The organism is Streptomyces sp. NPDC057950 (genome assembly GCF_042887295.1).
Lineage (GTDB): Bacteria > Actinomycetota > Actinomycetes > Streptomycetales > Streptomycetaceae > Streptomyces > Streptomyces kaempferi.
The window spans coordinates 629,002-652,826 of the sequence record NZ_JBHVPP010000001.1; the positions used below are offsets into that span (position 1 = coordinate 629,002).

Here is a 23,825-nt window from a genome sequence, read left to right on the forward strand (position 1 = left end):
GATCGGCTGAGGTTACGCGCGTAGAAATGCGCGTATCAAGGGGTGTGTCGTTAAATCTGTGGGTCGAGTGGCTGACTTTCCGTCTCGTGCCGCACCCCGGTGGCCGATCCGGCGGGCCGCCGGCCCCGGGGACGCGCGCCCACGGACGCACGGCCAAGCGTGATGGCGGCGGGTACGAGCCCAAGTGCCGCTCGCGCACTGCGGTGTTGGTCGGCACCCGCCTCGGCGGGGCTGGCCCCGCCTCTGGCCCGGCGTCGCGAAGCGGGCGCTGTGTGGCACCCCTGAACGGTCCTGCGTGGGGGGCGCAGTTGTGCGCGGGATGGCGCCGCTGTCCTGGAGAGGGGGCCGTTCCTTTTCCGTCAGGGCCGTCACAGCCGTCAGGGCCGAGCCGTCGCGGCGGGCGGGCGCGAGCCGGTCCGGGAAAAGCCCGACCGCGCATGTGAAGCGCGCGAGTGAGTGGCGGCGTTCGAACCGGGACGGGTGCGGCGCGGTGAACGGCGTGACGTCCGACGGGTGGAATCCGGCGGCCGTCGGATTCCCGTGCGACTTGGAGAGTCGCTGAAAAAGGAGGTCAGAGCCGCCCGGGTGCCGCGGGAACGTCAATGGCCGCGTGCTTGCCGACATCCGATTCCGACGGAGTCACCCGCCGAGCGGTTACTCCATTCGTGTCAGCCGGCGTCGAACACTTCGCGGCACGCGCACCGAAGAATCGGAAAGTCGGCTGGAATTATGAGCTGCCATGGGCGTGCTGTGAAGAGCGTGAGTATGACGTGCGGGTGTGTTTCTTTTTGCCGCATGGGTGAAGGGCGCGTGCCGGCCGGCCGGGCGTGCGCTGTTCGGCAGCCGGCGGCGTTCTGTACGTGGATGCGCCGTGAACGCGCTCTGATGCGAGGTGGCGGCCGGACCCTACCTTGATGGCGTCGGGGTCATGACATCCCCGACAAACGCAAGGGCCTAATTCCCCAAGGGTTGTTGGGGGGAATGCGGCCCGTCGGGGGATCGGCCTTCCACGCGGTCGTCCGTCGTCGCGTACCGGTTTCGCCGGGACACGTGTTGCCGCTGTATTCCGCCGTGACTATGGGAGGGTTCGAATGGACATGCGCTACGAGGCGTATTCCTACGCCGACCGGCTGTTCTATGACTCACCCGTGCAGTGGGCCGTGCGGGAGGAATTCCCGGCCGCCACCGAGGCCGCGCCCCCCGGTTGGGTGCGCAGCACCCGGGAGGTGTGGGTGGGCTTCCAGCCCGTGACTCCCGAACTGCCCGAACAGGGCTGGAAGATTCACGTCGCGGCCCGCCTCGACAACGCCCCGCACGTCCTTGAAGTGGTCCGGCGGTACTGTTTCGACAACGGCGTGGCCTACAAGTTCCTGCGCAGCCCCGGGCTCGTGCAGACACAGAACGCCAAGTACGCGGCCCGCGCCTCCAGCGGGAAGTTCCTCACGCTCTACCCTCGCGACGACGCGGCGCTGGAACACTGCCTGCGCCACCTGGACGCCGCGCTCGACGGCGCGCCCGGACCGTACATCCTGAGCGACCTGCGCTGGCGCGAGGGACCTCTGTACTTACGCTACGGCGGTTTCGTCGAGCAGTTCTGCCGCTCCGAGACCGGTGAGCTCGTTCTCGCCTTCCGTGAGCCGTCGGGGAAGCTGCGCCCGGACGTCCGCGCCGCTGTCTTCGAGGTCCCGCCCTGGGCCCCGGTTCCGGCGATACTCGCCGACACGCTCGCCGCCGCGTCCCGGACAAGCGTCGACGACTTCCCCTACACGGTCCAAAGCGCCCTGCACTTCTCCAACGGCGGCGGAATCTACCTGGCCCGCCGGACGGCGGACGGTCGGCAGGTGGTGCTGAAGGAGGCCAGACCGCATGCCGGCCTCGACCAGCGGGGGGACGACGCGGTCACCCGACTGGAACTCGAGCACGAGACGCTCGGTCGGCTGGCCGGACTGGAAGCCGTGCCGGCGGTGCTGGGCCGGCTCACCGCCTGGGAACACCACTTCCTGGTGCAGGAGTACATCGAGGGCGAGCCGTTGCACCGCTGGTTCGGCCGTAACTACCCCTTGGTCCACCCCGAGGTGACCGACGAGGACACGGCCGAGTACCGCGTGAAGGCGCTCCGCATCCTCGACAGCATCGAAGAGGGCCTGCGCTCGATCCACGCCAGAGGCATCGTCTTCGGCGATCTGCACCCCCGGAACCTGATCGTGCGGCCGGACGGCCGGGTGGTGTTCGTGGACTTCGAACTCTCCTCGCCCGCCGACGCGTTCGTCCGCCCCGCACTGGGTGCGGCGGGTTTCGCCGCGCCGCCGGAGCTGACCGGGTTCGCCGTCGACGACCACGCGCTGGCCGCCCTGCGACTGTGGATCTTCATGCCGCTGCTGCCCCTGACGGTACTGAGCCCGCACAAGGCGGAAACGCTCCGGGCCGCCGCGCGGGAGAGGTTCGCGCTGCCCTCCGCGGAACCCCCCGGGCACGGCCGGCGGACCGCGACCCGCCCGCACGAGGTCGCGGCGGAGCAGTTCGACGAGCTGTTCAGCGGTGAGCCGGCCGCGTGGCCCCGGCTGCGCGACGAACTGGCCGCGGCGACAGCGGCCAGTGCCACCCCGCACCGTACCGACAGACTGTTCCCCGGCGACCCGAGCCAGTTCACCCACGACGGCCTCGGACTGGCGTACGGCGCGGCGGGTGTGCTGTGGGCCTGCCACGCGACCGGTGCCCGGGTGGATCCCGCCCATGTGGGCTGGCTGCTCAAGGCGGTCGACCGCCAGCCGTTGCGGCCCGGTCTGCTGGTCGGCGGGCACGGCGTGGCCTACGTCCTCGACCTGCTCGGACACCGACAACAGGCCATGGACCTGCTGGACCGTCTGATGAAGGACGATTCCGAGGGATACGCCCCGGATCTGCTGAGCGGTCTGGCCGGCATCGGGCTGTGCCTGCTCGACTTCGCCCGGACGACCGGGGACCGGACGTTCTACGACGCCGCGGTCGAGGCCGCCGAGCGGGCCGTCGCCGGACTGCGCCTCGACCGGGCAGCGCCCCCGGACGGATCGAGGGCCGGCCTCGTGCACGGCGCCAGCGGAACCGCGCTGCTGTTGCTGCACCTGCACCAGGTCTCGGCCGACGGCAACCTGCTCGATCTCGCGGGCCGCGCCCTGGAGCACGACCTCGCGCGGTGCGTGGTGGCCGAGGACGGCACCCTCCAGGTCGACGACGGCATCCGCGTCCTGCCCTATCTGGAGTCCGGCAGCGCGGGCATCGCCGCGGTGCTGCAGGCCCACCTGAAGCACCGGCCCGACGCCGGGCTCGCGGAACAGCTGGAGCGTATCGGCCGCGCCGCCGTACCGGAGTTCATCGTCCAGCCAGGGCTGTTCAACGGCCGCGCCGGACTGATCGGGCTGCAGGCGCTGCTGGATCCCCAGGGGACGGAGCGCGCCGACGTGATCCGGCGGCACGTACGCCGACTGCTGTGGCACGTCGTTCCGTACGAGGGCCATCCGGCCTTTCCCGGCGAGCAGTTGCTGCGTCTGTCCATGGACCTCGCCACGGGGAACGCGGGTGTCATGACCGCCCTCGGCTCGGTGTACGCGGGCACCCCGACGCTGCCCTTCCTGACCGTTCCCACCGAGCCGGCCGAACCCGTCGCTCCCAAGGCCGACGCCACCCGGCGGCGCCCACCCTCCGGCGCACTCCCGACACCGACCGGCTGACATCGGCCGGCTGGTACCGACCGGCCGACTCCTGCCGACTGGCACCGGCCGACTGACTTCGACCGACCGACCGACCGGCACCGGACGCCGACACGGCACCGACCGTCCGTCAGCGCGCCGGCGCACCCCGCCCGCGGCCCGGGAAACAGGCCGCCCACAGAGTTCCGGCAGACCGCCGGAAGCACCCACCACCACCCGGAAGGGGACCATCATGTCCATCCTCAGCCTGCAGGCCCTGGAGACCCCCGAGGAAATCCTCGAGTACCGCTCCGTTCTCAGCTCCCTGAGCGCCGTCAACTGCACCAACAGCACCGTGAGCACGCTGCTCTGCCTCTGATCCACCCGCCGGCCGCGCCACCTCGGCGCGGCCGGCACCCCCCCGACGAACCGGTCCGGGCGGCTTCGGCCGCCCGGACCGGCCACTTTCCCCCGGAGGGCTTCATGCACAGCGACCGAACCGACGCCGCTCCGCCACAGCCCGCCCCGACCGGCTCGCCGGACCGGCCCCCCACACGACCGGTTCCCCCCACCGCCGACGACACCCGGCCGGACCACGGCGACCGGCCCGAAGTGACCCGACCACCAAGCCTGTTGCTGCCGGCCGCGGGCGGACGCTGGGCGCTGGTCCTGGCCCTGGCCGTGGCCGCGAGCACCACCGCGACCCTGCTGCTGCCCGCCCTGCTGGCCCGCGCCGTCAACCAGGCCCTGGCCGGAACCGGAACCGCCATCGGCCGCCAACTCATCGCACTGCTCGCCCTGTTGACCGTCGCCGAAGCCGCCGCCCAGTACGCCGCCCCGCGCTCCGGCGCCGACGCGGCGGCCCGAATCCGCACCATGGCGATCCGCCGCACACTGGCCGCCGGTCCCGCCGCCGTCGCCCGCATGCCGGTCGGTGACCTCGTCGCCCGTCTGACCGCCAGCGCCCCGCAGGCCGCACTGGCCGCGCCCGCCCTGGTCTATTCGGCCGCGCAACTGCTCATGGCCGCCGTCGCCGTCGTCGCCCTGACCCTGCTCTCCCCCCTGCTGTCCCTGGCGTTCCTGGCCACCGCGCCCACCGGCTACGCGGTCATCCGCCGCCAACTGCGCCGCACGACCCACGCGGGTGACGGATACCAGCGGGCCCAGGCACAGCTGGCCTCCGGACTGCTCGACGCGCTGAGCGGCAGCCGCAGCATCGCCGCCTCGGCCACCCTGACCAGGGAGATCGAACGCGTCCTGCGCCCGCTGCCGCACCTGTCGAGACTGGGACACGAACTGTGGGACACCCAGCGCCGCACCGCGTGGTGCACCGGCCTGCTCGCCCCGGCCACCCAGCTCGCGGTCCTCGCCGTGGCGGGGACCCAGGTCGCCGCGGGCCGGCTCGGCGTCGGTGATCTGCTGGCCGCCCTCGCCTACACCGGGATCGGCCTCAGCGGCCTCGGCACCGCACAGAGCCTCCTCGACGTCGCCCAGGCACGGGCGGGCGCCGCCCGGCTCACCGACGTACTCACCCTGCCGGTCCGCGGTGGCACCTCCCGTCCGCTGCCCGCCGGTCCGGGCCGTCTGGAACTGCGGGGGGTGGTCGTACGCCGTCAGGGAGACGTCGCCCTGGACGGCCTGGACCTGACGGTGCCGGACGGCTCCTGGACGGCCCTCGTGGGCGCCCCCGACTCGGTGACCTCCCTGGTGGCCGCGCTCGCCGTGGGCCTGACAGAACCTGACGAGGGCACCGTCACGCTCGACGGCGTCCCGCTGACGGCGATCCACCCCGACGAACTGCCCACCGCGATCTCCTGCGCCTTCGCCGACCCGGTGCTGACCGGCGCCACGGTCCAGGACGCGCTCGGCCTCGGCCCGGCGCCCCCGCCGCCGTGGCGGCTTCGCGGGGCCGCACGGGCCGCGCAGGCCGACACCTTCATCCGCCGGCTGCCGGACGGCTACCGCACACCGATGTCCTCCCTCGTCCTGTCCGGCGGAGAACGCCAGCGCCTCGGCCTGGCCAGAGCGTTCGCCCGCGACAGCCGCCTGATCGTGCTGGACGACGCGACCTGCGGCCTGGACGGTGCCACCGAAGCCGCGGCGCTGCGCGCCCTGCGGGAGGAGGCGGCCGGGCGGACCGTCCTGCACATCACCCGGCGTGCCACCGTGGCCGCCGCGGCCGACCGGGTCGCCTGGCTCCACGAGGGCCGCGTCCGCACCGTCGCCGCCCACGACCGACTCTGGCGCCTCGCCGCGTACCGTGACGTGCTCGACGGCGGATCGCCCGGCCCCCGGCCGGCTCCTGTGAAGGCCTCCGCCGGTGACTGACGACACGACACCGGCGGTCCGTGCCGAGGCCCCTTCCGTCCGCCGCCCGTCACCGGGGACCACACCCGCACACGCCCCCGTGACCCCCGTCACCCACACCGCCCCTGTGGCACACGAAGACGCTGTCGCGACCGCCGCCCCCGTCCCGCGGCGGCCCGCCCGTGCCGCCGCCGAGGTGCTGCGCTCGGCCTTCACCGAGAGCCGGCCGGCGGTTCTGCGGCTGCTCGGATGGACCCTGTTGTCGGCCCTGCCGGCCTTGGTGTCCGGCAAGGCGATGGCCCTGGCGGTCGACCGCGGGTTCCTCGAGCACCGGCCGGGCCAGGCCGCGTGCTGGCTCGCCGTGTTCGCGACGGCCGCGCTGATCGGCGCGTGGGCGACCCGGCAGACCTACCCCCAACTCGCGCACGTCGTCGAGCCGATGCGCGACCGGCTGGTACGCCGACTGGTGTCGGGCCTGCTGCACCGGGGGGTCGCGGCCCGCGGCCGTCCGGACGCGTCAGCCGCCACGGCCGTGGCCCAACTGACCCGCCAGGTGGAGGCCGTTCGCGACGCCACCGCCGGACAGCTGCTCATCGTCTCCCACTTCGCCCTCACGGCGGTGGCCGTGCTGGGCGGCACCGCGATGCTCGCCCCGGCGGCCACCCCGCTGATCGCCGTACCGCTGCTGCTCGCGCTGACGGGGTTCGCGGCGACCACTCCGGTCACGATGCGGCGCCAGCGACAGGCGTTCGCCGCCGACGAGAACCTGGCGCGCCTGTGCGCCGACACCCTGACCGCACTGCGTGACATCGTCACCTGCGGCGCCCGCCGGCCCACGGAAGAGGATCTGCTCGACGCCGTCGCCGCCGGCGTCCGCGCGAACCGCGCGCTGGCGGTCACGGCAGCCGTCCGACGGCTCCTCGTCGCGGTGGGGGCACACCTGCCGCTCCTCCTCGTCGTCCTGGCGGCCCCGGCCCTGGTCCGCCGTGGGCTGACCCCCGGCGAGGTCATGGGCGTACTGGCCTACCTCACCGGGACCCTGGAACCGGCCCTGCGGCTGCTCGTCCAGGGCGTGGGCTCCTCCTGGCTGCGCCTCGCCGTCGCCGCCGAGCGCCTCGCCGCCGCCTCCGAGCCGCCGCCCGCCTCCGTCGACGCGGACGGTCCACGGACCGGCGTGGACGGCGAGGACGGGGAGAGTGGCGTGGGCGGGGAGGACTGGCAGGACGGCGAGGACGGCGAGGACGGGGAGCAGGGCATCGACGGTGACCGTGGTCACGGCCCCGTCGACGGGTCCGTCTGCCTCCGCGGCATCTCCTACTCCTACGGAGCCGCCGCGGATCCCGTCTTCGACGCCCTGGACCTCACCCTGCGCGACGGGGAGCACCTTGCCGTGGTCGGCCCCTCGGGGGTCGGCAAGTCCACCCTCGCGGACGTGCTGGCGGGCGACGTCCCGCCGGATCGGGGGAACGTCCTGCTCGGCGGCGCTGCGGCGGCCCGGCTCACCCCCCGGGAACTGGCGCGCGTCCGCGTCCTGTTGCCGCAGGACGCCTATGTGTTCGCGGGCGAGCTTCAGGAGAACCTGCGATGGCTGTGTCCCCGCGCGCCGGAGCGGGAGGTCATGTCCGCCGTGCACGCACTCGGCGCGGCACCTTTGGTGGAACGCCTCGGTGGACTGGAGGCCACGGTCGATCCGGCCGCGCTGTCCGCGGGCGAGCGCCAGATCGTCGCCCTGGTCCGGGCCCATCTCTCGCCGGCTCGGCTGGTCATCCTCGACGAGGCCACCCGCCACCTGGACGCGCAGGCGGAGTTGCACGTGGAAGAAGCCTTTCGCACCCGGCCCGGCACGGTCGTCACCATCACTCACCGGCCCGGTCCCGCACGTCGGGCCGACCGAGTCCTGTTCCTCGACGGAGACCGTGCCCTGGTGGGGACCCACAGCGAACTGCTGGCCACCGCGCCCGGATACCGGGCGCTGGTCGGCGGCCACGGAGGGGACCTCGACTACACGGACTGACCCCACCGCCGACGACCGCCCGGCAGACGCGGCAGACGCGGCAGACGCGGCAGACGCGGCAGACGCGGTAGACATGGCAGACATGGCAGACGCGGGGGGTGCGGCCGACGCGAGCGGCGTGGCGGGTGCGGAGTGTGCGGCGGGCGGACCGGAATCCGGCCCGCCCGCTTCCGTCCGCTCAGCCGGGGCGGAGCATCAGGTCGCTCACCGTCCCGTCCCGCGACAGGTCCAACGCGCCCGCCACCACCCGGGCGACGGAATCCACGGTGAGACAGGTGGCGGGGTCGTAGGCGATGCCGAGCCGGGCGTGCAGCTCGGCCTGCATCGGTGTGTCGACCTCTCCGGGGTAGACGGACGTCACTCGGACACCGTGCTGGTACTCCTCCGCGCGGAGCGATTCGGCGAGTGCCCTGAGGGCGAACTTCGACGCCGCGTACGCGGCCAGTCCCGGCGGGGCGTGCAGGCCCGCACCGGAGTTGAGGAACACGACGTGCCCCCGCCGGGTGCGCAGCGCCGGGAGCAGAAGCCGGGTCAGTTCGGCGGGTGCCAGCAGGTTCACCGCGCAGATCTCCTGCCATGGTCCGGCTCCCGACTGTGCCACCGCACCGGGCTCCAGGACACCGGCCACGTGCAGCAGCGAGTCCAACTGCTCAGGCAGCCCCTGGAGTTCGAGTGCGGCCGCCAGTTCCCCGGGCACCGCGAGATCGGCCACCAGGGTGCGGCTGCCGGGGAAGGCGGCACGCAGGGACTTCGCCCGCCCCGTGTCCCTGGCCAGCAGCCACAGTTCCTCCCCGCGCGCCGCCAGCAGTCGCGCCACCGCCGCCCCGATGCCCGAATTCGCGCCGGTAATGAAATGAACGCTCATAAAGTGATGTTTCCCCCGAGTCTCCTATTTAAGGAGCGATTTCATGCCATGCTGAGAGCCGTTCCGGCCGTGGTCCGATACCTGGACGCACCGCGGTGACTACGCGCCCGACGTGCCGCGAACCCAGGGTCAGCCGGCGGACCGGGCCGCTTCGACGAGAGCGTCGGCCGCGAGAAGGCCGAGGCTGTGGGAGGCGAGAGGGCTGTCGCCCGTGAGGAGCTTCCGGTCCCGGTGGGTCCGGCCGGTCATGTCGTCATTGACGATCTTCAGACCCTGATCGCCCAGGAGATCGGCGACGAGCCAGGGCAGGCGGCCAGGGAGATAGCCGATCTCGAGGTTCGGCCCCTCGTCGAGTGCGTCGGGGAAGACGCACGCCGAGTACCCCTTGAACGGCGACTCGTCCTTGCCCAGTGTGGCGGCGAGAAGGGCGGCCGGGCCGTGGCACAAGGTGATGACGAACCTGTCGTTCGCCAGGGCCCAGTCGAGCGTTCGCCCCACCGTCTCGCTCGTCGGCAGGCCGACCACCGCTCCGTGCCCGCCCGGGATGAACACCGCGAGGTAGTCCGAGTCGTCCCCGAGTCCGTGGGCGATGACCTCGGAGAGCCTCCTCGGCTGCTTGAGCTGCGGTTTCAGTGCCTCGTACGTGGACATCACCGCTTCGTCCTCGCGCGGCATGGCCCACAGTTCGAGTTTGGCGGGGTAGCCCTCCAGGGTGGCGACATCGACGTCGAATCCCGCTTCCATCATGTGGTGAAGCGGGAGCAGCATCTCGACCGGGTGGTTTCCGGTGGAGAACATCTTCCCGTTCTCGACCAGTACGTAGCGTTCCCCGGCCGCGATCATGAGCACCTTCCACTTTCCCCCGGTGTAGGCGCCCTTGTGCTGCACTCCGTCGAAATTCGTCTTCGGTGATGTGTACTTGCTCAGTGAATAAGGTGAAGGGAAGAACGCGTTCTCCTCCGCCGGATCCGGCGTAGGGTCCTTGCTCAGAACGCCTGCGGCGTGAGACATGCGAACACCTTCTTTCCTGCCCGGCTCGTCGGTTGCTATGAATTGGACGGGCGACCGGAGAAATTGACGTGGTTGCGACGTCGAGGTGATTCACCCCATGTTACTGCGACCGGACCGTCCCGGCAGGTTGTGGCCGAAGTCGAAGGCGCATGCTGTCGAAGGCGAATGTCGAAGGCGAATGTCGAAGGCGAATGTCGAAGGCGAATGGCCAAGGTGAATGGCCAAGGTGAATGCCGGGGTGACTGGCCAAGGTGGTTGCCGAAAGCAGGATTTCGGTTGCCTTTTCGCCCGACCGCCCGACCGCCCGACCGCCCGACCGCCCGCCCTCCCGCCTGCCCGCCGACCGGCCGACCCGCCGCTCGGCCGCTCAGTCCGGCGACGCGGCGACCCGTACGCGATCGCTTTCGTTCTCGGAGAGGAACAGGGCCAGTTCCCTTCCCTCCTCGGAGACGTCGGCGAGCTCGGCGCGGGAGAGACGGCGCAGTGGGGTGACGACCACGGCGCCGACGTCGGCGCCGACGTTCCAGGTCGCGGCGACCCGCCCGTCGACCAGCACGACACGTTCACCGGCGACCGACAGACCGCGGTGGGCGTCGTCGATGATCCGGCCGCGGTCCTGGTAGCCGAGGATCGCGTTGTCGAACGCCGGCAGGAACCGCACCGGGGCGGGTGTGTCGGGGTCGGGGCGGGGCGCGCCCGGGAGGTCCAGCAGTTCCCGGCCGCGCTCGTCGCGGAAGGCGACCAGTTCCTCGCGGACCGCGGTCACCGCGGCCGGCAGCCCGGCCAGACCGCACCAGGCGCGCAGATCGGCCGAGGCCGCGGGACCGAAGGCGGCCAGGTAGCGGCTTACCAGGGCCTGGCCGACCGGATCGGCGCCGTCACCGGTCGGCGGGTCGATCTCCCGTCCCAGCCAGGACGAGAGCGGGAGGTTGCGCACCCCCGCCCTGGTCCGCCACAGCCCGCGGGGCGGCAACTGCGCCATCGGGACCAGCGCGGCGACCAGCATCTCGCCCAGCGCCCGCGGTCCCGGTTCCGGCCAGCGTCCGGCGAGCGCCCGCGCGAGTTCGGCCATCGACCGGGGCTCGCCGTCGGCCATCACCGACCGCCCCGCCGCGGCGAGTTCGTCGAGGTCCGTGCCGCCGAGCTCGCGACGGTAGTTCCCGAGCACCCGCTGCCGCAGCATGGCGTCGTGGCGGCCCCGCCATGCCAGGGCGTCGTCGGCGGTGACGAGATGGACGGTGCGGCGCATGAGGTGGGTCCGCACCACGCTCCGCCGCACCAGCAGATCCGACAGCACCGCCGGGTCGAACGCCCGCAGCCGCGACCAGAGCCCGACGAAGGGTTCCTGCGGCTCCTGCGCCTGAAGACCGCAGAGATGCGCGACGGCGTCGAGGACCGGCACGCCGGCGCGATCGAGCAGCAACTGCCGGGCGAGCGTGGCCCGGTTGAGCGTCCGGCGGTCCAACACGGTCATCGCCACTCCTTTCGTTTCCGTGTGTGTTCCGTGCGTCGGCGGGTCCTCCGGCCACCACCGGTCTGTGCGGGTACTGCCCGTAAGCCCCAGCCCCAGCCCCAGCCCCAGGCACTGCCGGTCGGTCCGGTAGCCCCGCAACCGCGCCGGTGACGACGGCCACCGGCGCGGGCGCGGCTCCTACCGGGTCGTCCGACCCTCGGCGTCCGGTGAGGCCGACGGTCCCGTCCGGCGGGGATCCCGCGCCGGTCAGGTCGACTTCTGTCCGTCGAGCGTCTCGCGCAGGATGTCCGCGTGCCCGGCGTGCTGGGCGGTCTCGGCGATGACGTGCATCAGCACCCGCCGCACACTCCACACCGCTCCCGGCTCGTTCCAGGGCGCCTCCGGCAGCGGATGTGTCACCGACAGGTCGGGTACGGAGGCGATGGTCCTCTCGGTCCCGGCGGCGACCCGCTCGTAGCCCTGGACGATCCCGGCCAGCGTCTCGCCGGGCAGCATCAGGAAGTTGTTCTGGTGGTCGATCGCCCACCGCGGGAACTCACGGGCGGTTCCGGCCGCGAAGTCGGCCCAGGTGACACCCTCGGGCAGGTCGAAACGCATCGCCGAGGGGCCCTCGACCGCGAACCGCATCCACGCCTCCTCGATGGACGCGACGTGCTTGATCAGGCCGCCCAGGCACAGCGCGCTGACCGTCGGCCGTTCGCCGGCCTGTCCGTCGTCGAGACCGCGCGTCGTGTTCGTCAAGGCGGCGCGCACGGTCGCGAGTTCGGCGAGCAGGTCGGCCCGCTCGCCGTCGAGGGCCGTGGAGGGGGTGTTCGTGACGCTCACAGTGATCGGGTCCTTCTGGTCGTTCTCGTTGTCCGGCACAGGACCACAGTCCCAGGAGTAGCGGTCAGGCAGTGTCCGCTACTCGGGGCAACATGGGCGTCATGCCGAAGACCTCAGCGCGACTGCTGACCCTGCTGTCCCTGCTCCAGGCGCGCCGCGACTGGCCGGGGCAGTCGCTGGCCGAACGGCTCGAGGTCAGCCCGCGCACGGTGCGCCGCGACGTCGACCGGCTGCGCGGTCTCGGCTACCCCGTGGCGGCCACGAAAGGTCCTGACGGGGGCTACCGCCTCGACGCCGGTACGGAGCTGCCGCCGCTGCTGTTCGACGACGACCAGGCCGTCGCCCTCGCCGTCGCGCTCCAGACCGTCGGCACGACCGGTGCCGGCGTCGAGGAGGCCGCGGTGCGCGCGCTGAATACCGTCCGGCAGGTCATGCCGGCACGGCTGCGCCACCGCGTCGACGCCCTCCGGGTCACCGCCGTCGAGCGCGCGGGGACCGGTCCGGACACGACGGCCGACGCCCGGGTGCTCGCGACGCTCGGCGCGGCCGTCCAGACCCGCGAGGTGCTGCGCTTCGACTACCCCCTCGCCACCGCGCCGGGAACAGCCGGTGCCGACCCCGACGCGGCCCGCCCCCGCCGGGCGGAACCCCACCACCTCGTCACCTGGGGCGGACGCTGGTACCTCGTCGCCTGGGACCTGGACCGGGACGACTGGCGTACCTTCCGCGTCGACCGGATCACCCCGCGCACCCCGACCGGACCCCGGTTCACCCCGCGTGAACTGCCCGGAGGGGAGGTGGCGGCCTTCGTCGCGGGGAGGTTCCAGGGCTCCGACGGCTCCGGTGGCCGGCCCTGCACCGGGGAGGTGATCCTCGACCTGCCCGCGTCCGTAGTGTCCACGTACACCCGCGACGGAGTCGTCGAGGAACTCGGCCCGGACCGCTGCCGACTCGTCCTGGGCGCGTGGTCATGGCCCGGACTTGCCGCCACGCTCTGCGGGTTCGACACCGACATCCAGGTCGTGGGGCCCACCGAGCTCAGGGACGCCTTCGCGCTCCTGGCGCGCCGCTGCGCCACCGCCGCGACGAACGGATCCGCAGGGCCCGCCACACGGCCGACGAAGCGGTGACCGTCACGCACGGCGACCGACGGGAACAAGACGACGCGGGTGTACGGCACGACGGGCCCGGCGGAGCGTACGGCCCCGGCCCGCTGCCCTATCCGTCGGGCTCCTCGCGCAGGAGGCTGTCCAGGTCCACGTCGAATCCCTCGGCGCCCGGGAACATCCGGTCCAGGGTCTCGGGCGGCACGTCCTTGTGACCGTCGGTGCCGAGCAGCGGCTGTTCGGTCCAGATGCACTTGCCCGTCGGCGTGTAGCGCGTGCCCCAGCGCTGGGAGAGCGCGGTGATCAGTTGCAGGCCGCGCCCTCCTTCGTCGGTGTCGGTCGCGCGACGGATGCGGGGCATCGTCAGACTGCCGTCGAAGACCTCGCAGATCAGCCCGGCGCTGCGGAGCAGACGCAGACGGAGCGGGCCCTTGGCGTGGCGTACGACGTTGCCCACCAGCTCGCTGGCGAGGAGCTCCGTGGTGGGTGTGAGGCTGTCCAGCCCCCAGCGGGTGAGCTGCTCCCGGACGTGCCGGCGGGCCTGGCCGGCCGCCCGCGGGTCCTCGGGGAGGGGCCAGGATGCCATCCGGTCGCCGGTCAGGGCGTGCAGGCGGGCCACGAGCACCGCCGCGTCGTCGGCCGCCTGGTGCTCGGCGGGCAGCAGGCCGGCCGTCAGGATGTCGCAGAGATGGTCGAGGTCCGTGTCGGTGCCGTTCTTGCGGACCGTGCGCAGCAGTTCGGCGAGCTCCGCCATGCCCTCGTCGATGTCCCGCTTCGCCGACTCGACCAGACCGTCGGTGTAGAGCACGAGCAGGCTGCCCTCGGGCACCGGCACCTCGACCGTCTCGAAGGGCGGCTCCGCCGCGCCCAGTGGCGGGTCGGTGGAGAGCTCCGGGAAGTGCACGGTGCCGTCGGGGTGGACCAGCGCGGGCGGTGGGTGCCCGGCGCGGGCGATGGAGCAGATCTGGGTGGTGGAGTCGTAGAGCGCGTACAGGCAGGTGACGTACGAGCCCTCGCCCATGCCGCCGACGATGTCGTTGAGGCGGCTCATGATCTCGTCGGGGGGCAGTTCGAGGTCTGCCAGGGTGTGCACGGCGGTGCGCAGCCGTCCCATGGTGGCCGCCTCGGGAAGGCCGTGCCCCATGACGTCGCCGACGACGAGGGCGACCTGGCCGCCGGAGAGCGGGATGACGTCGTACCAGTCGCCGCCCACGTCCATGCCCTGTCCGGCGGGGAGGTAGCGGGCGGCGGCCGTGCACGCGGGGAGGCGGGGGAGGACCTGGGGGAGGAGGCTGCGCTGGAGTTCGCGGGAGCGGGTGTGTTCGGCGTCGTAGAGCCTGGCGCGCTCCAGGGCCTGCGCGACGAGCGCGCTGATGGTCGCCAGGAGGGTGCGTTCCTCGTCGGTGAGGCGCCGTGGACGGTCGAAGGACAGGACGCACACCCCGAAGGTGTGGCCCGACGCCGTCAGCGGCAGGAACGCCCACGCCTGCTTGTCGGTGCGGTCGGCCCGGTGGGCCAGCGAGGGCGCGTACGCGGTCATCTCCTGCACCGAGGCCAGGAACAGGGGCCGGCCGGACGCGATCGCGTCCCAGGACGGGTCGCCGGGCGTCCGGGGGCGGTTGTCGAGGAGGTCGAGGAAGTCGGCCGGGTACCCGACGGCTCCGACGTTGCGGAGCAGGTCGTTCTCGACGGCCTGGACCAGCAGGCCGGAGGCCGCGAAGGGGGGCAGCACCCGCCGGGCGACGGCGTCCACCACATCGCGTGAGGTCGTCGCCTTGGCGAGTGCGGCGGTCAGCTCGCTGATCCGGGCCGATCGCGCGGACGCGGCGAGCTCGGCGGCCAGGCGTTCCTCCTCCATCCGCCGTCTCTCGGTGACATCGGCGAAGTAGAGGGTGCGGCCGTCGGGCCCCGGGACGAGGCGCACCTGGTAGCGGCGCCCGCTGTCCCGCATGTGCACGTCGAAGCTGGCCGGTTTCTCCTTCGCGGCGGCCGTGCGGCACTGGCTCTCCAGTCCGGGAACCTGCCGGGCGGCGGGCAGGTCCCACAGGACGCGCCCGAACAGCTCCTCCTCGGAGAAACCCAGCGTGCGTTCGGCTTCCAGGTTGGCGAAGGTGATCCGCCATTCGTCGTCCACAGCGAGGAAGCCGTCGCTCATGTGGCGCAGCGCCCGGCTGAGCGCGTCACGGGCGGAGCGGGACTCGTCGCTGGTCCATCCCAGGCCGCCCATCCGGAGCGGTTCACCGTTCTCGTCGTACGTGGCGCCGGCGCGGGTCTGGGTCCAGCCCCAGGTGCCGTCCCGTTTGCGCACCCGGTACTCGGCCTCGAACACGCCGTGGTCCCGGATGGCCCGCTCCGCCGCCGCGAGGGTCGGTGCCAGGTCGTCGGGGTGGACGATCCGCATCCAGTTCTCGATCCTGCCGGTGAAGTCCGCGGGCAGGGTGCCGTAGAGCTCCAGGGCCGCCGCGTCCCAGATCAGCTCGCCGGTCCGGATGTCCCAGTCCCACGATCCGACGCTGACCTCTTTCAGCGCCTCCCGCAGACGCTCCCTGTTCAGCTCCGCGTGCGAGGGCCCGGACGGCGGCGGAGCCTCGACCATGCGCTCCTCGGCCCAGGTGACGACGGCCCGGAGGAAGTCCCACTGCTCGGGGGTGGGCTCCCCGGCGTCGCCCATCAGCACGGTCAGCGCTCCGATGCCGCGGTCCCTGCCGAACAGCGGCACGGCGGCCAGGCCGGTGCCGGGCCAGACGGCCTCGGCGGGCTCCGCCGGGGGGCTGCCGGGCCCGGCAGGACCGGCGGGCGGCACGGTGGTGGGCAGAGGCACCCACACGCCGCTGCCCCGCTGCAGGGCACGGGCCGGAGCGAGCGGACCCTCCTGGTCGACGATCTCCCAGGCCTGGGTGAGGGCGGGTGGGAGACCGGCCGACGACACCATGCGCAGCATGGACATGGGGCCACGGAGATGGATGGTTCCGCCCAGGGCGCCCAGCTCCCCCAGCGCGTGCTGCAGCGCCAACCGGAAGACGTCACTCTCCGTGACTCCGGGGGCCACTGTACGCAGCAGAGCCAGCCGTGCGTTCATGGTGGAAACCCTATCGTCCACGTTTCGCCCGAAACCGTGCCTCGCAGGATTCTCACGCCGTGCCGCCGCACGCGCCACCCGAGCCTCAACGGCGCCGCAACCGGAACCAGTTCGTTCCGGTTGCCGACAGCCCCGCAACGCTGTAAGCGGGTGGCGTACCGGACCCGCGTACCCGCCCGGTTCCCCCTGGGGCAGGGCGCGGCACGTCGGAGGGACGGGGTGGCCGGGAGCGCCCCTTCCCGGCGGACAGTGGCATGATCGCGCGCGGCATGCGACGGTGGCGCGATGACGACGAACGACTACGACCGCGTACGCCTCGGTATCGAGGCCATGACCGCCTATGTCTCCGGCGACAACCTCATGACGAAGTACATGATGGAGCGCGCGGAGTCGGACGGGAACCTCGACCAGGTCGCGGACGGTGTGACGGGGCTGTGCGCTCTGCTGCTGCGCCAACTCGCGGAGATGACGGGGAAACAGGAACTGGAGATCCTCCAGGAGATCGCCCGGGGCCTCAATCGCACCGAGCAGCGCGAGCAGTAGCCACCCGCCGGCCCGCCCAGGGGGCTGCCGCCGGACATGGTCCGGCGGCAGCCCCCTGAGCGCTGGGCGCCCGTCCGTCCGGGACGGTCCTCAGGTCATCCGGAGGCCGGGAAGTCCACGCCGCGGGAGACGGCCTCGCGTGCGCGGATGCCGGCGAGAGTCGCGTCCAGCCGTTCGACCACGGCGTCGTATCCGGCGCCGCCCAGGACGAGCCGGTGCGGGGGCTCGTCCTCGTCGAGGGCCTCGATCACGGCGCGGACGGCGCGGACGGGATCGCCCGGCTGATCGCCGTCCTGCGTGATCATGAAGTCCCGTACGGACTCCACCATCGGCCGGTAGGCGTCCACGGTCTCGGCCACCGGTTCGTCCGCGAAACCGGCGTAGGCCCGGGTGCGGAAGGCGCCGGGTTCCACGGCGAGGACCCGGATGCCCAGTGGCGCCACTTCCTCGCGCAGTACCTCGGTGAGGCCCTCGAGGGCGAACTTGGTGGCGGTGTAGTGGCCGAAGCCGGTGACTCCCCTCAGGCCCGCCACGGAGGACATGTTGACGATCCATCCGCTCCGCCGGGCGCGCATGCCGGGCAGAACGGCGCGCAGGACGGCCACGACGGCGAAGAAGTTCAGTTCGAAGGTGCGCCGGACGGCGTCGTCGGTCATGCCCTCGACGGACCCGTACCAGCCCCGTCCGGCGTTGTTGACCAGGACGTCGATGCCGCCGAAGCGTGCCTGCGCCGCCGTGACGGCCTCCTCGATCTGCTGGGTGTCGGTGACGTCAAGCGGCAGGACCAGCACCCTGCCGCCGTGGGGTGCGGCCCACTCCCTGAGCAGTTCCGGCCTGCGTGCCGTCAGGACGACGTTGTCGCCGCGTTCCAGGGCCGCGTCCGCGTAGGCAGCACCGAAACCGCCAGGGGTTCCCCCGGTGATGAACCACGTCTTCATGGCCTGCTTCCCTCGGCTTCCTTCTCGTTCCTTCTTATTCTTCTGATTCTTTGTGCTTCGTTCGGCTTCGTTCAGCCTTATCAAGCTTTGTTCCGTTTCGAGCCGGCTCGTTCGTCCTGGTGCGTTCCGCGCGCTGAGCACGCCCTCGCGAGCGAGTCGGCGGTGGGCGTGGGGACTCAGCCCTCGATGACGAGCCGCTCGATGAGTCCGTCGCGCAGGGTGAACCGGAAGTGCAGGTCGACGACCCCGCCGGGGAAGTCGCCCTCGAGCCGCTGGGTGACCGTGTACTCCCGGTCGGGGGTCTCGTGGACCGCGATGGGTTCGATCGTGTAGCTGTACTCGCCGGCGGTGCGGTTCATCCACAGCTCGATGGCGTCGATGCCGCTGTGGGTCGTCCCGTCGTCGGTCACCGTGGCGTCCTGGGTGAAGTTCGCGAGCTCCGCCGCGGTGTCGTGCAGACGATGGGCGGCCAGGTAGCGGGTGACGGCCTGGGGGAGTGTGTCGAGGGTGACGGGTGGCATGGGGTGTTCCTCGGGGCTCGGGTGGGGGTGGCTGCCGTGTGGGCAGGGCGCATCGCGCGCGACGAGTCACTGCTAATTCAGAAGTGACTGACTTCGACTGTAGCAGTTACTACTGCTAAGGTAGAACCTTGTAGGCCACGGAACGGAAGGGGGCGCGCATGCCGGCCCGAATTCGCCTGGAAGACCGCGAGTGCCCGCTGTCCCGGACCGTCCAGCACGTGGGCGAGTGGTGGACGCTGCTGATCCTGCACGACGCGTTCGACGGCTTCACCAGGTTCGATCAGTTCCAGGAGAACCTCGGTATCTCGTCCAGCATGCTGACGAGCAGGCTCAAATCCCTGGTGGCCGAAGGGCTCTTCGAGCGTCGGCTGTACCAGACCCACCCGAACCGCTACGAGTACGTCCTCACGGAGTACGGCCGTTCCCTACGCTCGGTCATCGTCGCCCTCGCCGCCTGGGGCAACTCCCGGCTGGACGAGGACGAGCGGGCCATGATCCTGGTCGACGCGCGGACGGGCGCGGAGGCGGATCCCGTGGTCGTCGACCGGACGACGGGTCGGCGTGTCGACACGGACGAGTTCGTCTTCACGGCCGGCCCGGCCGCGAGCGAGGCCATGCGGACCCGGTACGCGGACACGCCGAACGGCGTCTGACCGTCCCCGCCGGTCACCTTCACCTCTCCGGTGAAGCCCTGCTCAGGACGGTGCGAGCAGGGTGAACGCCGCGCGGCCACGGACTTCACCGTTGACCTGGAGCTCCAGGGCGTGCGCACCCGGATGGAAGACCCGGGTGGTGATCCTCCTGAACGAGTGCCGACGGCTGATGGAGACGCGTTCGCCCGCCTCCAGGGTCCTGGTGGTGAGCTTGAAGACCTTGGGCGCGGTGCTGCCGTTCGCCTTCTGGTAGTGGATCACGTAGTCGATCACCAGCTTGGCGGGTGCCGCCCCCTCGTTGGCGACGTCGAACGCGAAAGTGATCTCGTCGCCCACGGTCACCCGGTCCCCGCCCAGTCGCGGGCCGAAGACGGCGACGTCCGTCGGGGGCTCGAAGCCCATCAGGGCCAGCGCCCCGGGGTGCCCCTTCTTCACTGCCGTGCGCAGCGCGTGCCGTACGACTCGGGGCGTGTGTTCGTCCGGCGCCGCGCTCCATCCGGCCGCGACCTCGACGGCCAGGTCGGGGACGGCGTGACTGATGTCGTTCACGTGGTTGGCCACGGAGCGCCGCACGTACTCGGACGGATCGCGGTAGAGCGCGTCCAGGAGCGGGCGGGTGACCTCGGGGCTGTCCAGGAGTGCGGGTACGCGGACCGCCCACGGCAGCCGGGGCCGTGTTCCCTCGCTGGCCAGGCGCCGCACGTGCTCGTCCGGATGGTCGGTCCACCGCCGGACGACGCGCAGACTCCGCTCGAGATCGGCTCTGAGCATCCGCCGGATCGCGAACTCCGCGGTCAGCCGGGGTGTCAGGTCCGCCAGCAGGTGCAGTGCCCCCTCGAAGGCGTCGGGATCGTCGTCCTCGAGGGCGCGCGTGACGACCGCCTCCGTCACCGGCCAGATCATCCACCCGGTGAACGCGGGATCCGCGAGCGCCGTGCGCACGACGGTCCGGGTCGCGGCGTAACCCTCGGGGAGGTGTGCGGTCAGGACATCCCGCAGCAGATCGCTGCGTTCACGCAGGGCCAGTCCGTCGAGCTTCTCCCCGCACTCGCGTACGGCCTGCCCGTCGCGCGGGCGACCGGCCCTGTCGAGGCAGTCGGCGAGACCGGCGACCGCCGCCGATCCCAGCAGTTCCTCGGCCAGCGGCACGGTGACGCTCCTTGTCTCCGCGCACGCGGAACCCGTTGGGACGGTTCGGCGGGACTGATGGGGAGTGCGGACCGCAGTGGAGCGCGCCCCCGAGCCCGTTACTTCTAGATTAGCAGTAACCGGTCGCGGGGATCCGGCCGAGGCTCGCACCGAGGCGGCCCGCCGGCCGCCGGCACCTCACCACCTGAGTGAACCAGCACCTCACCGCCCGCGGCGGGACCCGGTCAGGCAGGCTGCCACAGCTCGACCCGATTGCCCTCGGGGTCGGTGACCCAGCCGAATCGGCCGACCCCTTCCATGTCCTGCGTCTCGTCGGCCACGTCCGCTCCCTCGGCCCGCAACTGCGCGAGCATCGCGTCCAGGTCGCGGACGCGGAAGTTGAGCATGGCCTGCTGGGCGCGGGACCCGAAGTAGTCGGTCCCGGACTCGAACGTCGCGAACACCGTCGGCCCGTCTCCCTGACGCCACAGACCGTGCTCGTCGGTGTCGAGGCCCAGGCAGTCGCGATACCAGGCGCTCAGGGCCGCCGGGTCCGCGGCCCTCATGAAGTACCCACCGATTCCCAGCACACGTTCCATGCCGCCATCTTGCCAGGGCGCCGACCGGACGGGCCGGCCACCACACCCCCATGTCCCCCTTCGCCCCACTCCCGACGGAGGGGAACTCGTCAGCGGTGTCGTCACGGCGTGCCGAGAGGACTCTCCCCGGAGGCGGGATCGAAGGTGCCGGGAACCGGTTGCCGGCGGCCCCCTTTTCGCCCGGGGTCGCGCCGGGGTTTCCCCTGGGCTTGACGCAATAGGCCGCCATTCGGGTGAAGCGCGCGTTACTCCAACGGTGCGGCGGGCCAACTGGCAGAGGCTTGTCGTACGGTGCCGTGGTATCCAAGCGGTCGATTCGGAGTGGCAGCCTGACGGTGGACGAATGAGACTGATGTCCACGGTTTCGCGATCACGTAAGAGAGTACGGTCTCGTGGCTCGGAAACGGCTCGGTCGGGCCATTCGCCGGAGCGTGAGGACACCGGACCGGCCGCCCGTGGCAATCGGGAGCCGAAATGTCTTCTCAGGAGGTCGAATGGTGGAGCAGTCCTCCGAGGTCTTCATAGTCGGACCGGACGAAGCAGCCGCCGCCCGGCCGAGCAGTGCCGACCCGACGACGGCCGAGACCGAGAGGAAACTCGCTGAAGTGCTGGCGGGCGTCGTCTCCGCGGAACACGTGCCGGTCGACAGCCACTTCTTCGACGACCTCGGGGCCAACTCGCTGGTCATGGCCCAGTTCTGCGCACGGGTCAGGAAGCGGGCGGATCTGCCGTCCGCGTCGATGAAGGACATCTACCGGTACCCCACGATCCGGAGCCTGGCCACGGCTCTCGCCGAGGTCGCCCCCGCCCCGGTCGACGCGTCGCTTCCCGCGGCGCCGTCCGTACCGGAGCCGTCGCCGACCCCTGCGCCGCGGCCGAGCACGTCGCGCTACGTCCTGTGCGGGACCGCGCAATTGCTGATTTTCCTCGGGTACTCCTTCTTGAGCGGCCTGGTGGCCGCGCGCGGCTACGAATGGATCGCCGCCGGGTCGGGCCTGGCCGGCGTGTACGCGCGGTCGGTCCTGTTCGGCGGCCTCGGATTCATCGCGCTGTGCGGATTCCCGGTCGTCGCCAAATGGATTCTCATCGGGCGCTGGAAGCCGCGCGAATTCCCCGTCTGGAGTCTGACCTATCTGCGTTTCTGGCTCGTCAAGGCACTGCTCCACGCCAATCCGATGATCTTCTTCGTCGGTAATCCGCTGTACGTGCTGTATCTGCGCGCGCTCGGCGCGCGCATCGGAAGTGGAGTAACGATCCTCTCCCGCTCGGTCCCCGTCTGCACCGACCTGCTCACGATCGGCTCCGGGACGGTGATCCGCAAGGACTCGTTCTTCCTCTGCTACCGGGCGCACTCGGGGCGGATCGAGACCGGCCCGGTCACCCTCGGCCGGGATGTGTTCGTCGGAGAGAAGACCGTCCTCGACATCGACACGGCGATGGGTGACGGAGCCCAGCTCGGCCACTCGTCCGCGCTGTACCGCGGCCAGGTCGTCCCGGACGGCGAGCGGCGGCACGGCTCCCCGGCGGAACCCACCCGGATCGACCACATGCGGGTCGCGCCGGCGGCCTGCGGCACCCCCCGCCGGGCCTGGTTCGCGATCGCCGGCCTGCTCCAGCTGTTCTTCCTGTACCTCCCGCTGGCCGTCGGCGGGATGTACATGCTGTTCACCCAGATCCCCGCGCTCGGCAAGCGGCTGGACGCGGCGACGCCCGCGATCACGTCGCCGGACTTCCTCGTCGACGCCCTGATCCTGTCCCTCGCGCTGTTCTCCGGCTTCGTGGTCCTGGGTCTCGTCGCCCTGTTCACCCTGCCGCGCCTGCTGAGTCTGGCCATCGAGCCCGACAGGGTCTATCCGCTGTACGGCTTCCACTACGCGCTGCACCGGGCGACGACGACCATGACGAACATCCGGTTCTTCGCCTGGCTCTTCGGCGACAGCTCCTACATCGTCCCCTACCTCCGCGGCCTCGGGTACGACCTGTCGGAGGTCGAGCAGACCGGGTCGAACTTCGGGTCGGAGATGCAGCACGAGACCCCGCTGCTGGCGACCGTCGGCAGCGGAACGATGATCGCGGACGGCCTCTCGCTCATCAACGCGGACTTCTCGAGCACGTCCTTCCGGGTGTCCCGGGCGACGATCGGGCCGCGCAACTTCCTCGGCAACAACATCGCCTATCCCGCCGGAGGCCGGACGGGAGAGAACTGTCTGCTCGCGACGAAGGTGATGGTTCCCCTGGACGGCGAGGTCCGTACGGGTGTCGGGCTGCTCGGCTCACCGTGCTTCGAGATCCCCCGCTCGGTGGAGCGCGACTCCCGGTTCGACCACCTCAGGACCGGGGGGGAACTGCGCCGCAACCTCGCCGCGAAGAACCGCTACAACCTCCGCACGATGGCGCTCTTCCTGTTCCTGCGCTGGCTGCACACCCTGGCGCTCACGGCGTTCGCCCTCGCCTCCGTCAGCCTCTACGGAGTCCTCGGGCACATCGTGATCGGCGCGTACGTGGCGATCACCCTGACGTTCACCGCCCTGTACTTCGTCCTGGTGGAACGCTGCGTCGCCTGGTTCGGCAGGCTGAGCCCGCGACTGTGCTCCATCTACGACCCGTACTTCTGGTGGCACGAGCGTCTGTGGAAGGTGCCGGACCACTACCTCAACATCTTCAACGGGACCCCCTTCAAGAGCGTGATCTGGCGGCTGCTGGGCGTGCGTATCGGACGCAGGGTCTTCGACGACGGCTGCTATCTGACGGAGCGGACCCTCGCCGCGATCGGGGACGACTGCACGCTCAGCGCCGGAAGCAAGATCCAGTGCCACTCGCAGGAGGACGGCACGTTCAAGTCGGACCGCACCACCCTCGGTGCGGGCTGCACCCTCGGGGTCGGCTCCCATGTGCACTACGGCGTGACGATGGGTGACGGCGCCGTGCTGGCACCCGACTCATTCCTGATGAAGGGCGAGGAGGTCCCCTCGTCCGCGCACTGGGGAGGAAACCCCGCCGTGGAGACCACGACCGCACCGGCGCACCGCGACGGCGTCGGCGCGGCGGCGGGAACGTACTCGGCCGGCAGCAACGCGGCTACGGCGAGTTGAGGAAG

General features: G+C 71.6%; 17 protein-coding genes. 8 read left to right on the top strand and 9 right to left on the bottom strand.

Annotation, left to right across the window (positions count from 1 at the left end):
• Positions 1 to 1,091: 1,091 nt before the first annotated feature.
• The 4 genes from lanKC to ACFVTC_RS02835 all read left to right on the top strand — a co-directional run bounded on the left by lanKC (position 1,092) and on the right by ACFVTC_RS02835 (position 7,986).
• Positions 1,092 to 3,707, top strand: coding sequence for a class III lanthionine synthetase LanKC (gene lanKC / locus ACFVTC_RS02820; RefSeq protein WP_390123223.1), 2,616 nt, complete (start codon positions 1,092 to 1,094; stop codon positions 3,705 to 3,707).
• 211 nt (positions 3,708 to 3,918) lie between these two features.
• Positions 3,919 to 4,044, top strand: a complete 126-nt coding sequence (locus ACFVTC_RS02825; protein WP_148014162.1) for a SapB/AmfS family lanthipeptide — start codon at positions 3,919 to 3,921, stop codon at positions 4,042 to 4,044.
• A gap of 104 nt (positions 4,045 to 4,148) precedes the next feature.
• Positions 4,149 to 5,993, top strand: a complete 1,845-nt coding sequence (locus ACFVTC_RS02830; RefSeq protein WP_390123225.1) for an ABC transporter transmembrane domain-containing protein — start codon at positions 4,149 to 4,151, stop codon at positions 5,991 to 5,993.
• Positions 5,994 to 6,099: 106 nt separating this feature from the next.
• Entirely contained in the window at positions 6,100 to 7,986 is a 1,887-nt protein-coding gene (locus ACFVTC_RS02835; RefSeq protein ID WP_390123227.1) for an ATP-binding cassette domain-containing protein, read from the top strand.
• Between the two features lie 178 nt (positions 7,987 to 8,164).
• On the opposite strand, the gene ACFVTC_RS02840 is transcribed toward ACFVTC_RS02835, so the two are convergent.
• From ACFVTC_RS02840 to ACFVTC_RS02855, 4 genes are all read right to left on the bottom strand, one after another.
• Positions 8,165 to 8,851: an SDR family oxidoreductase gene (locus tag ACFVTC_RS02840; protein ID WP_390123229.1), complete on the bottom strand. Its 687-nt coding sequence runs from the start codon at positions 8,849 to 8,851 to the stop codon at positions 8,165 to 8,167.
• A gap of 129 nt (positions 8,852 to 8,980) precedes the next feature.
• Positions 8,981 to 9,862 carry a glyoxalase III HchA gene (gene hchA / locus ACFVTC_RS02845; RefSeq protein WP_390123231.1) on the bottom strand — a complete coding sequence of 294 codons (882 nt, stop codon included), beginning with the start codon at positions 9,860 to 9,862 and terminating at the stop codon, positions 8,981 to 8,983.
• A gap of 367 nt (positions 9,863 to 10,229) precedes the next feature.
• Entirely contained in the window at positions 10,230 to 11,336 is a 1,107-nt protein-coding gene (locus ACFVTC_RS02850) for a winged helix DNA-binding domain-containing protein (protein WP_390123233.1), read from the bottom strand.
• A gap of 246 nt (positions 11,337 to 11,582) precedes the next feature.
• Complete coding sequence (locus tag ACFVTC_RS02855) at positions 11,583 to 12,161, bottom strand: DinB family protein (RefSeq protein WP_390123754.1); 579 nt, start codon at positions 12,159 to 12,161, stop codon at positions 11,583 to 11,585.
• Positions 12,162 to 12,262: 101 nt separating this feature from the next.
• Between ACFVTC_RS02855 and ACFVTC_RS02860 the strand changes: the two genes are divergently transcribed.
• The gene (locus ACFVTC_RS02860; protein ID WP_390123235.1) at positions 12,263 to 13,291 is read left to right on the top strand and encodes a helix-turn-helix transcriptional regulator; all 1,029 of its coding nucleotides are present in this window, start codon (positions 12,263 to 12,265) and stop codon (positions 13,289 to 13,291) included.
• 88 nt (positions 13,292 to 13,379) lie between these two features.
• Here the strand turns inward: ACFVTC_RS02860 and ACFVTC_RS02865 are convergent, their stop codons facing one another.
• Positions 13,380 to 16,346: a SpoIIE family protein phosphatase gene (locus ACFVTC_RS02865; RefSeq protein WP_390123237.1), complete on the bottom strand. Its 2,967-nt coding sequence runs from the start codon at positions 16,344 to 16,346 to the stop codon at positions 13,380 to 13,382.
• Between the two features lie 285 nt (positions 16,347 to 16,631).
• On the opposite strand from ACFVTC_RS02865, the gene ACFVTC_RS02870 reads away from it, so the two are divergent.
• Positions 16,632 to 16,889: a hypothetical protein gene (locus tag ACFVTC_RS02870; protein ID WP_168526471.1), complete on the top strand. Its 258-nt coding sequence runs from the start codon at positions 16,632 to 16,634 to the stop codon at positions 16,887 to 16,889.
• Between the two features lie 95 nt (positions 16,890 to 16,984).
• Here the strand turns inward: ACFVTC_RS02870 and ACFVTC_RS02875 are convergent, their stop codons facing one another.
• On the bottom strand, positions 16,985 to 17,827 hold the full coding sequence (locus ACFVTC_RS02875) for an SDR family NAD(P)-dependent oxidoreductase (protein ID WP_390123239.1): 843 nt from the start codon (positions 17,825 to 17,827) through the stop codon (positions 16,985 to 16,987).
• Between the two features lie 176 nt (positions 17,828 to 18,003).
• A complete protein-coding gene (locus ACFVTC_RS02880; RefSeq protein WP_390123241.1) occupies positions 18,004 to 18,348 on the bottom strand; it encodes a nuclear transport factor 2 family protein in 345 nt (114 codons plus the stop codon).
• A gap of 158 nt (positions 18,349 to 18,506) precedes the next feature.
• Between ACFVTC_RS02880 and ACFVTC_RS02885 the strand changes: the two genes are divergently transcribed.
• Positions 18,507 to 19,001 (top strand): winged helix-turn-helix transcriptional regulator, encoded by a 495-nt coding sequence (locus tag ACFVTC_RS02885; protein WP_390123243.1) that lies wholly within the window; start codon positions 18,507 to 18,509, stop codon positions 18,999 to 19,001.
• Between the two features lie 42 nt (positions 19,002 to 19,043).
• Here the strand turns inward: ACFVTC_RS02885 and ACFVTC_RS02890 are convergent, their stop codons facing one another.
• Positions 19,044 to 20,150: a DNA alkylation repair protein gene (locus ACFVTC_RS02890; protein ID WP_390123245.1), complete on the bottom strand. Its 1,107-nt coding sequence runs from the start codon at positions 20,148 to 20,150 to the stop codon at positions 19,044 to 19,046.
• Positions 20,151 to 20,374: 224 nt separating this feature from the next.
• Complete coding sequence (locus tag ACFVTC_RS02895) at positions 20,375 to 20,728, bottom strand: VOC family protein (protein ID WP_390123247.1); 354 nt, start codon at positions 20,726 to 20,728, stop codon at positions 20,375 to 20,377.
• A 494-nt stretch (positions 20,729 to 21,222) separates the two neighbouring features.
• Here ACFVTC_RS02895 and ACFVTC_RS02900 point away from each other — a divergent pair, with 494 nt between their 5' ends.
• On the top strand, positions 21,223 to 23,820 hold the full coding sequence (locus ACFVTC_RS02900; protein WP_390123249.1) for a Pls/PosA family non-ribosomal peptide synthetase: 2,598 nt from the start codon (positions 21,223 to 21,225) through the stop codon (positions 23,818 to 23,820).
• The last annotated feature ends 5 nt before the right edge of the window (positions 23,821 to 23,825 follow it).

Bases quoted from the DNA above. Each gene is read 5' to 3' on its own strand.
- lanKC (WP_390123223.1), top strand. From the start codon at position 1,092: ATGGACATGCGCTACGAGGCGTATTCCTACGCCGACCGGCTGTTCTAT.
- ACFVTC_RS02825 (WP_148014162.1), top strand. From the start codon at position 3,919: ATGTCCATCCTCAGCCTGCAGGCCCTGGAGACCCCCGAGGAAATCCTC.
- ACFVTC_RS02830 (WP_390123225.1), top strand. From the start codon at position 4,149: ATGCACAGCGACCGAACCGACGCCGCTCCGCCACAGCCCGCCCCGACC.
- ACFVTC_RS02840 (WP_390123229.1), bottom strand. From the start codon at position 8,851: ATGAGCGTTCATTTCATTACCGGCGCGAATTCGGGCATCGGGGCGGCG.
- hchA (WP_390123231.1), bottom strand. From the start codon at position 9,862: ATGTCTCACGCCGCAGGCGTTCTGAGCAAGGACCCTACGCCGGATCCG.
- ACFVTC_RS02850 (WP_390123233.1), bottom strand. From the start codon at position 11,336: ATGACCGTGTTGGACCGCCGGACGCTCAACCGGGCCACGCTCGCCCGG.
- ACFVTC_RS02860 (WP_390123235.1), top strand. From the start codon at position 12,263: ATGCCGAAGACCTCAGCGCGACTGCTGACCCTGCTGTCCCTGCTCCAG.
- ACFVTC_RS02865 (WP_390123237.1), bottom strand. From the start codon at position 16,346: ATGAACGCACGGCTGGCTCTGCTGCGTACAGTGGCCCCCGGAGTCACG.
- ACFVTC_RS02870 (WP_168526471.1), top strand. From the start codon at position 16,632: ATGACGACGAACGACTACGACCGCGTACGCCTCGGTATCGAGGCCATG.
- ACFVTC_RS02875 (WP_390123239.1), bottom strand. From the start codon at position 17,827: ATGAAGACGTGGTTCATCACCGGGGGAACCCCTGGCGGTTTCGGTGCT.
- ACFVTC_RS02880 (WP_390123241.1), bottom strand. From the start codon at position 18,348: ATGCCACCCGTCACCCTCGACACACTCCCCCAGGCCGTCACCCGCTAC.
- ACFVTC_RS02885 (WP_390123243.1), top strand. From the start codon at position 18,507: ATGCCGGCCCGAATTCGCCTGGAAGACCGCGAGTGCCCGCTGTCCCGG.
- ACFVTC_RS02895 (WP_390123247.1), bottom strand. From the start codon at position 20,728: ATGGAACGTGTGCTGGGAATCGGTGGGTACTTCATGAGGGCCGCGGAC.
- ACFVTC_RS02900 (WP_390123249.1), top strand. From the start codon at position 21,223: ATGGTGGAGCAGTCCTCCGAGGTCTTCATAGTCGGACCGGACGAAGCA.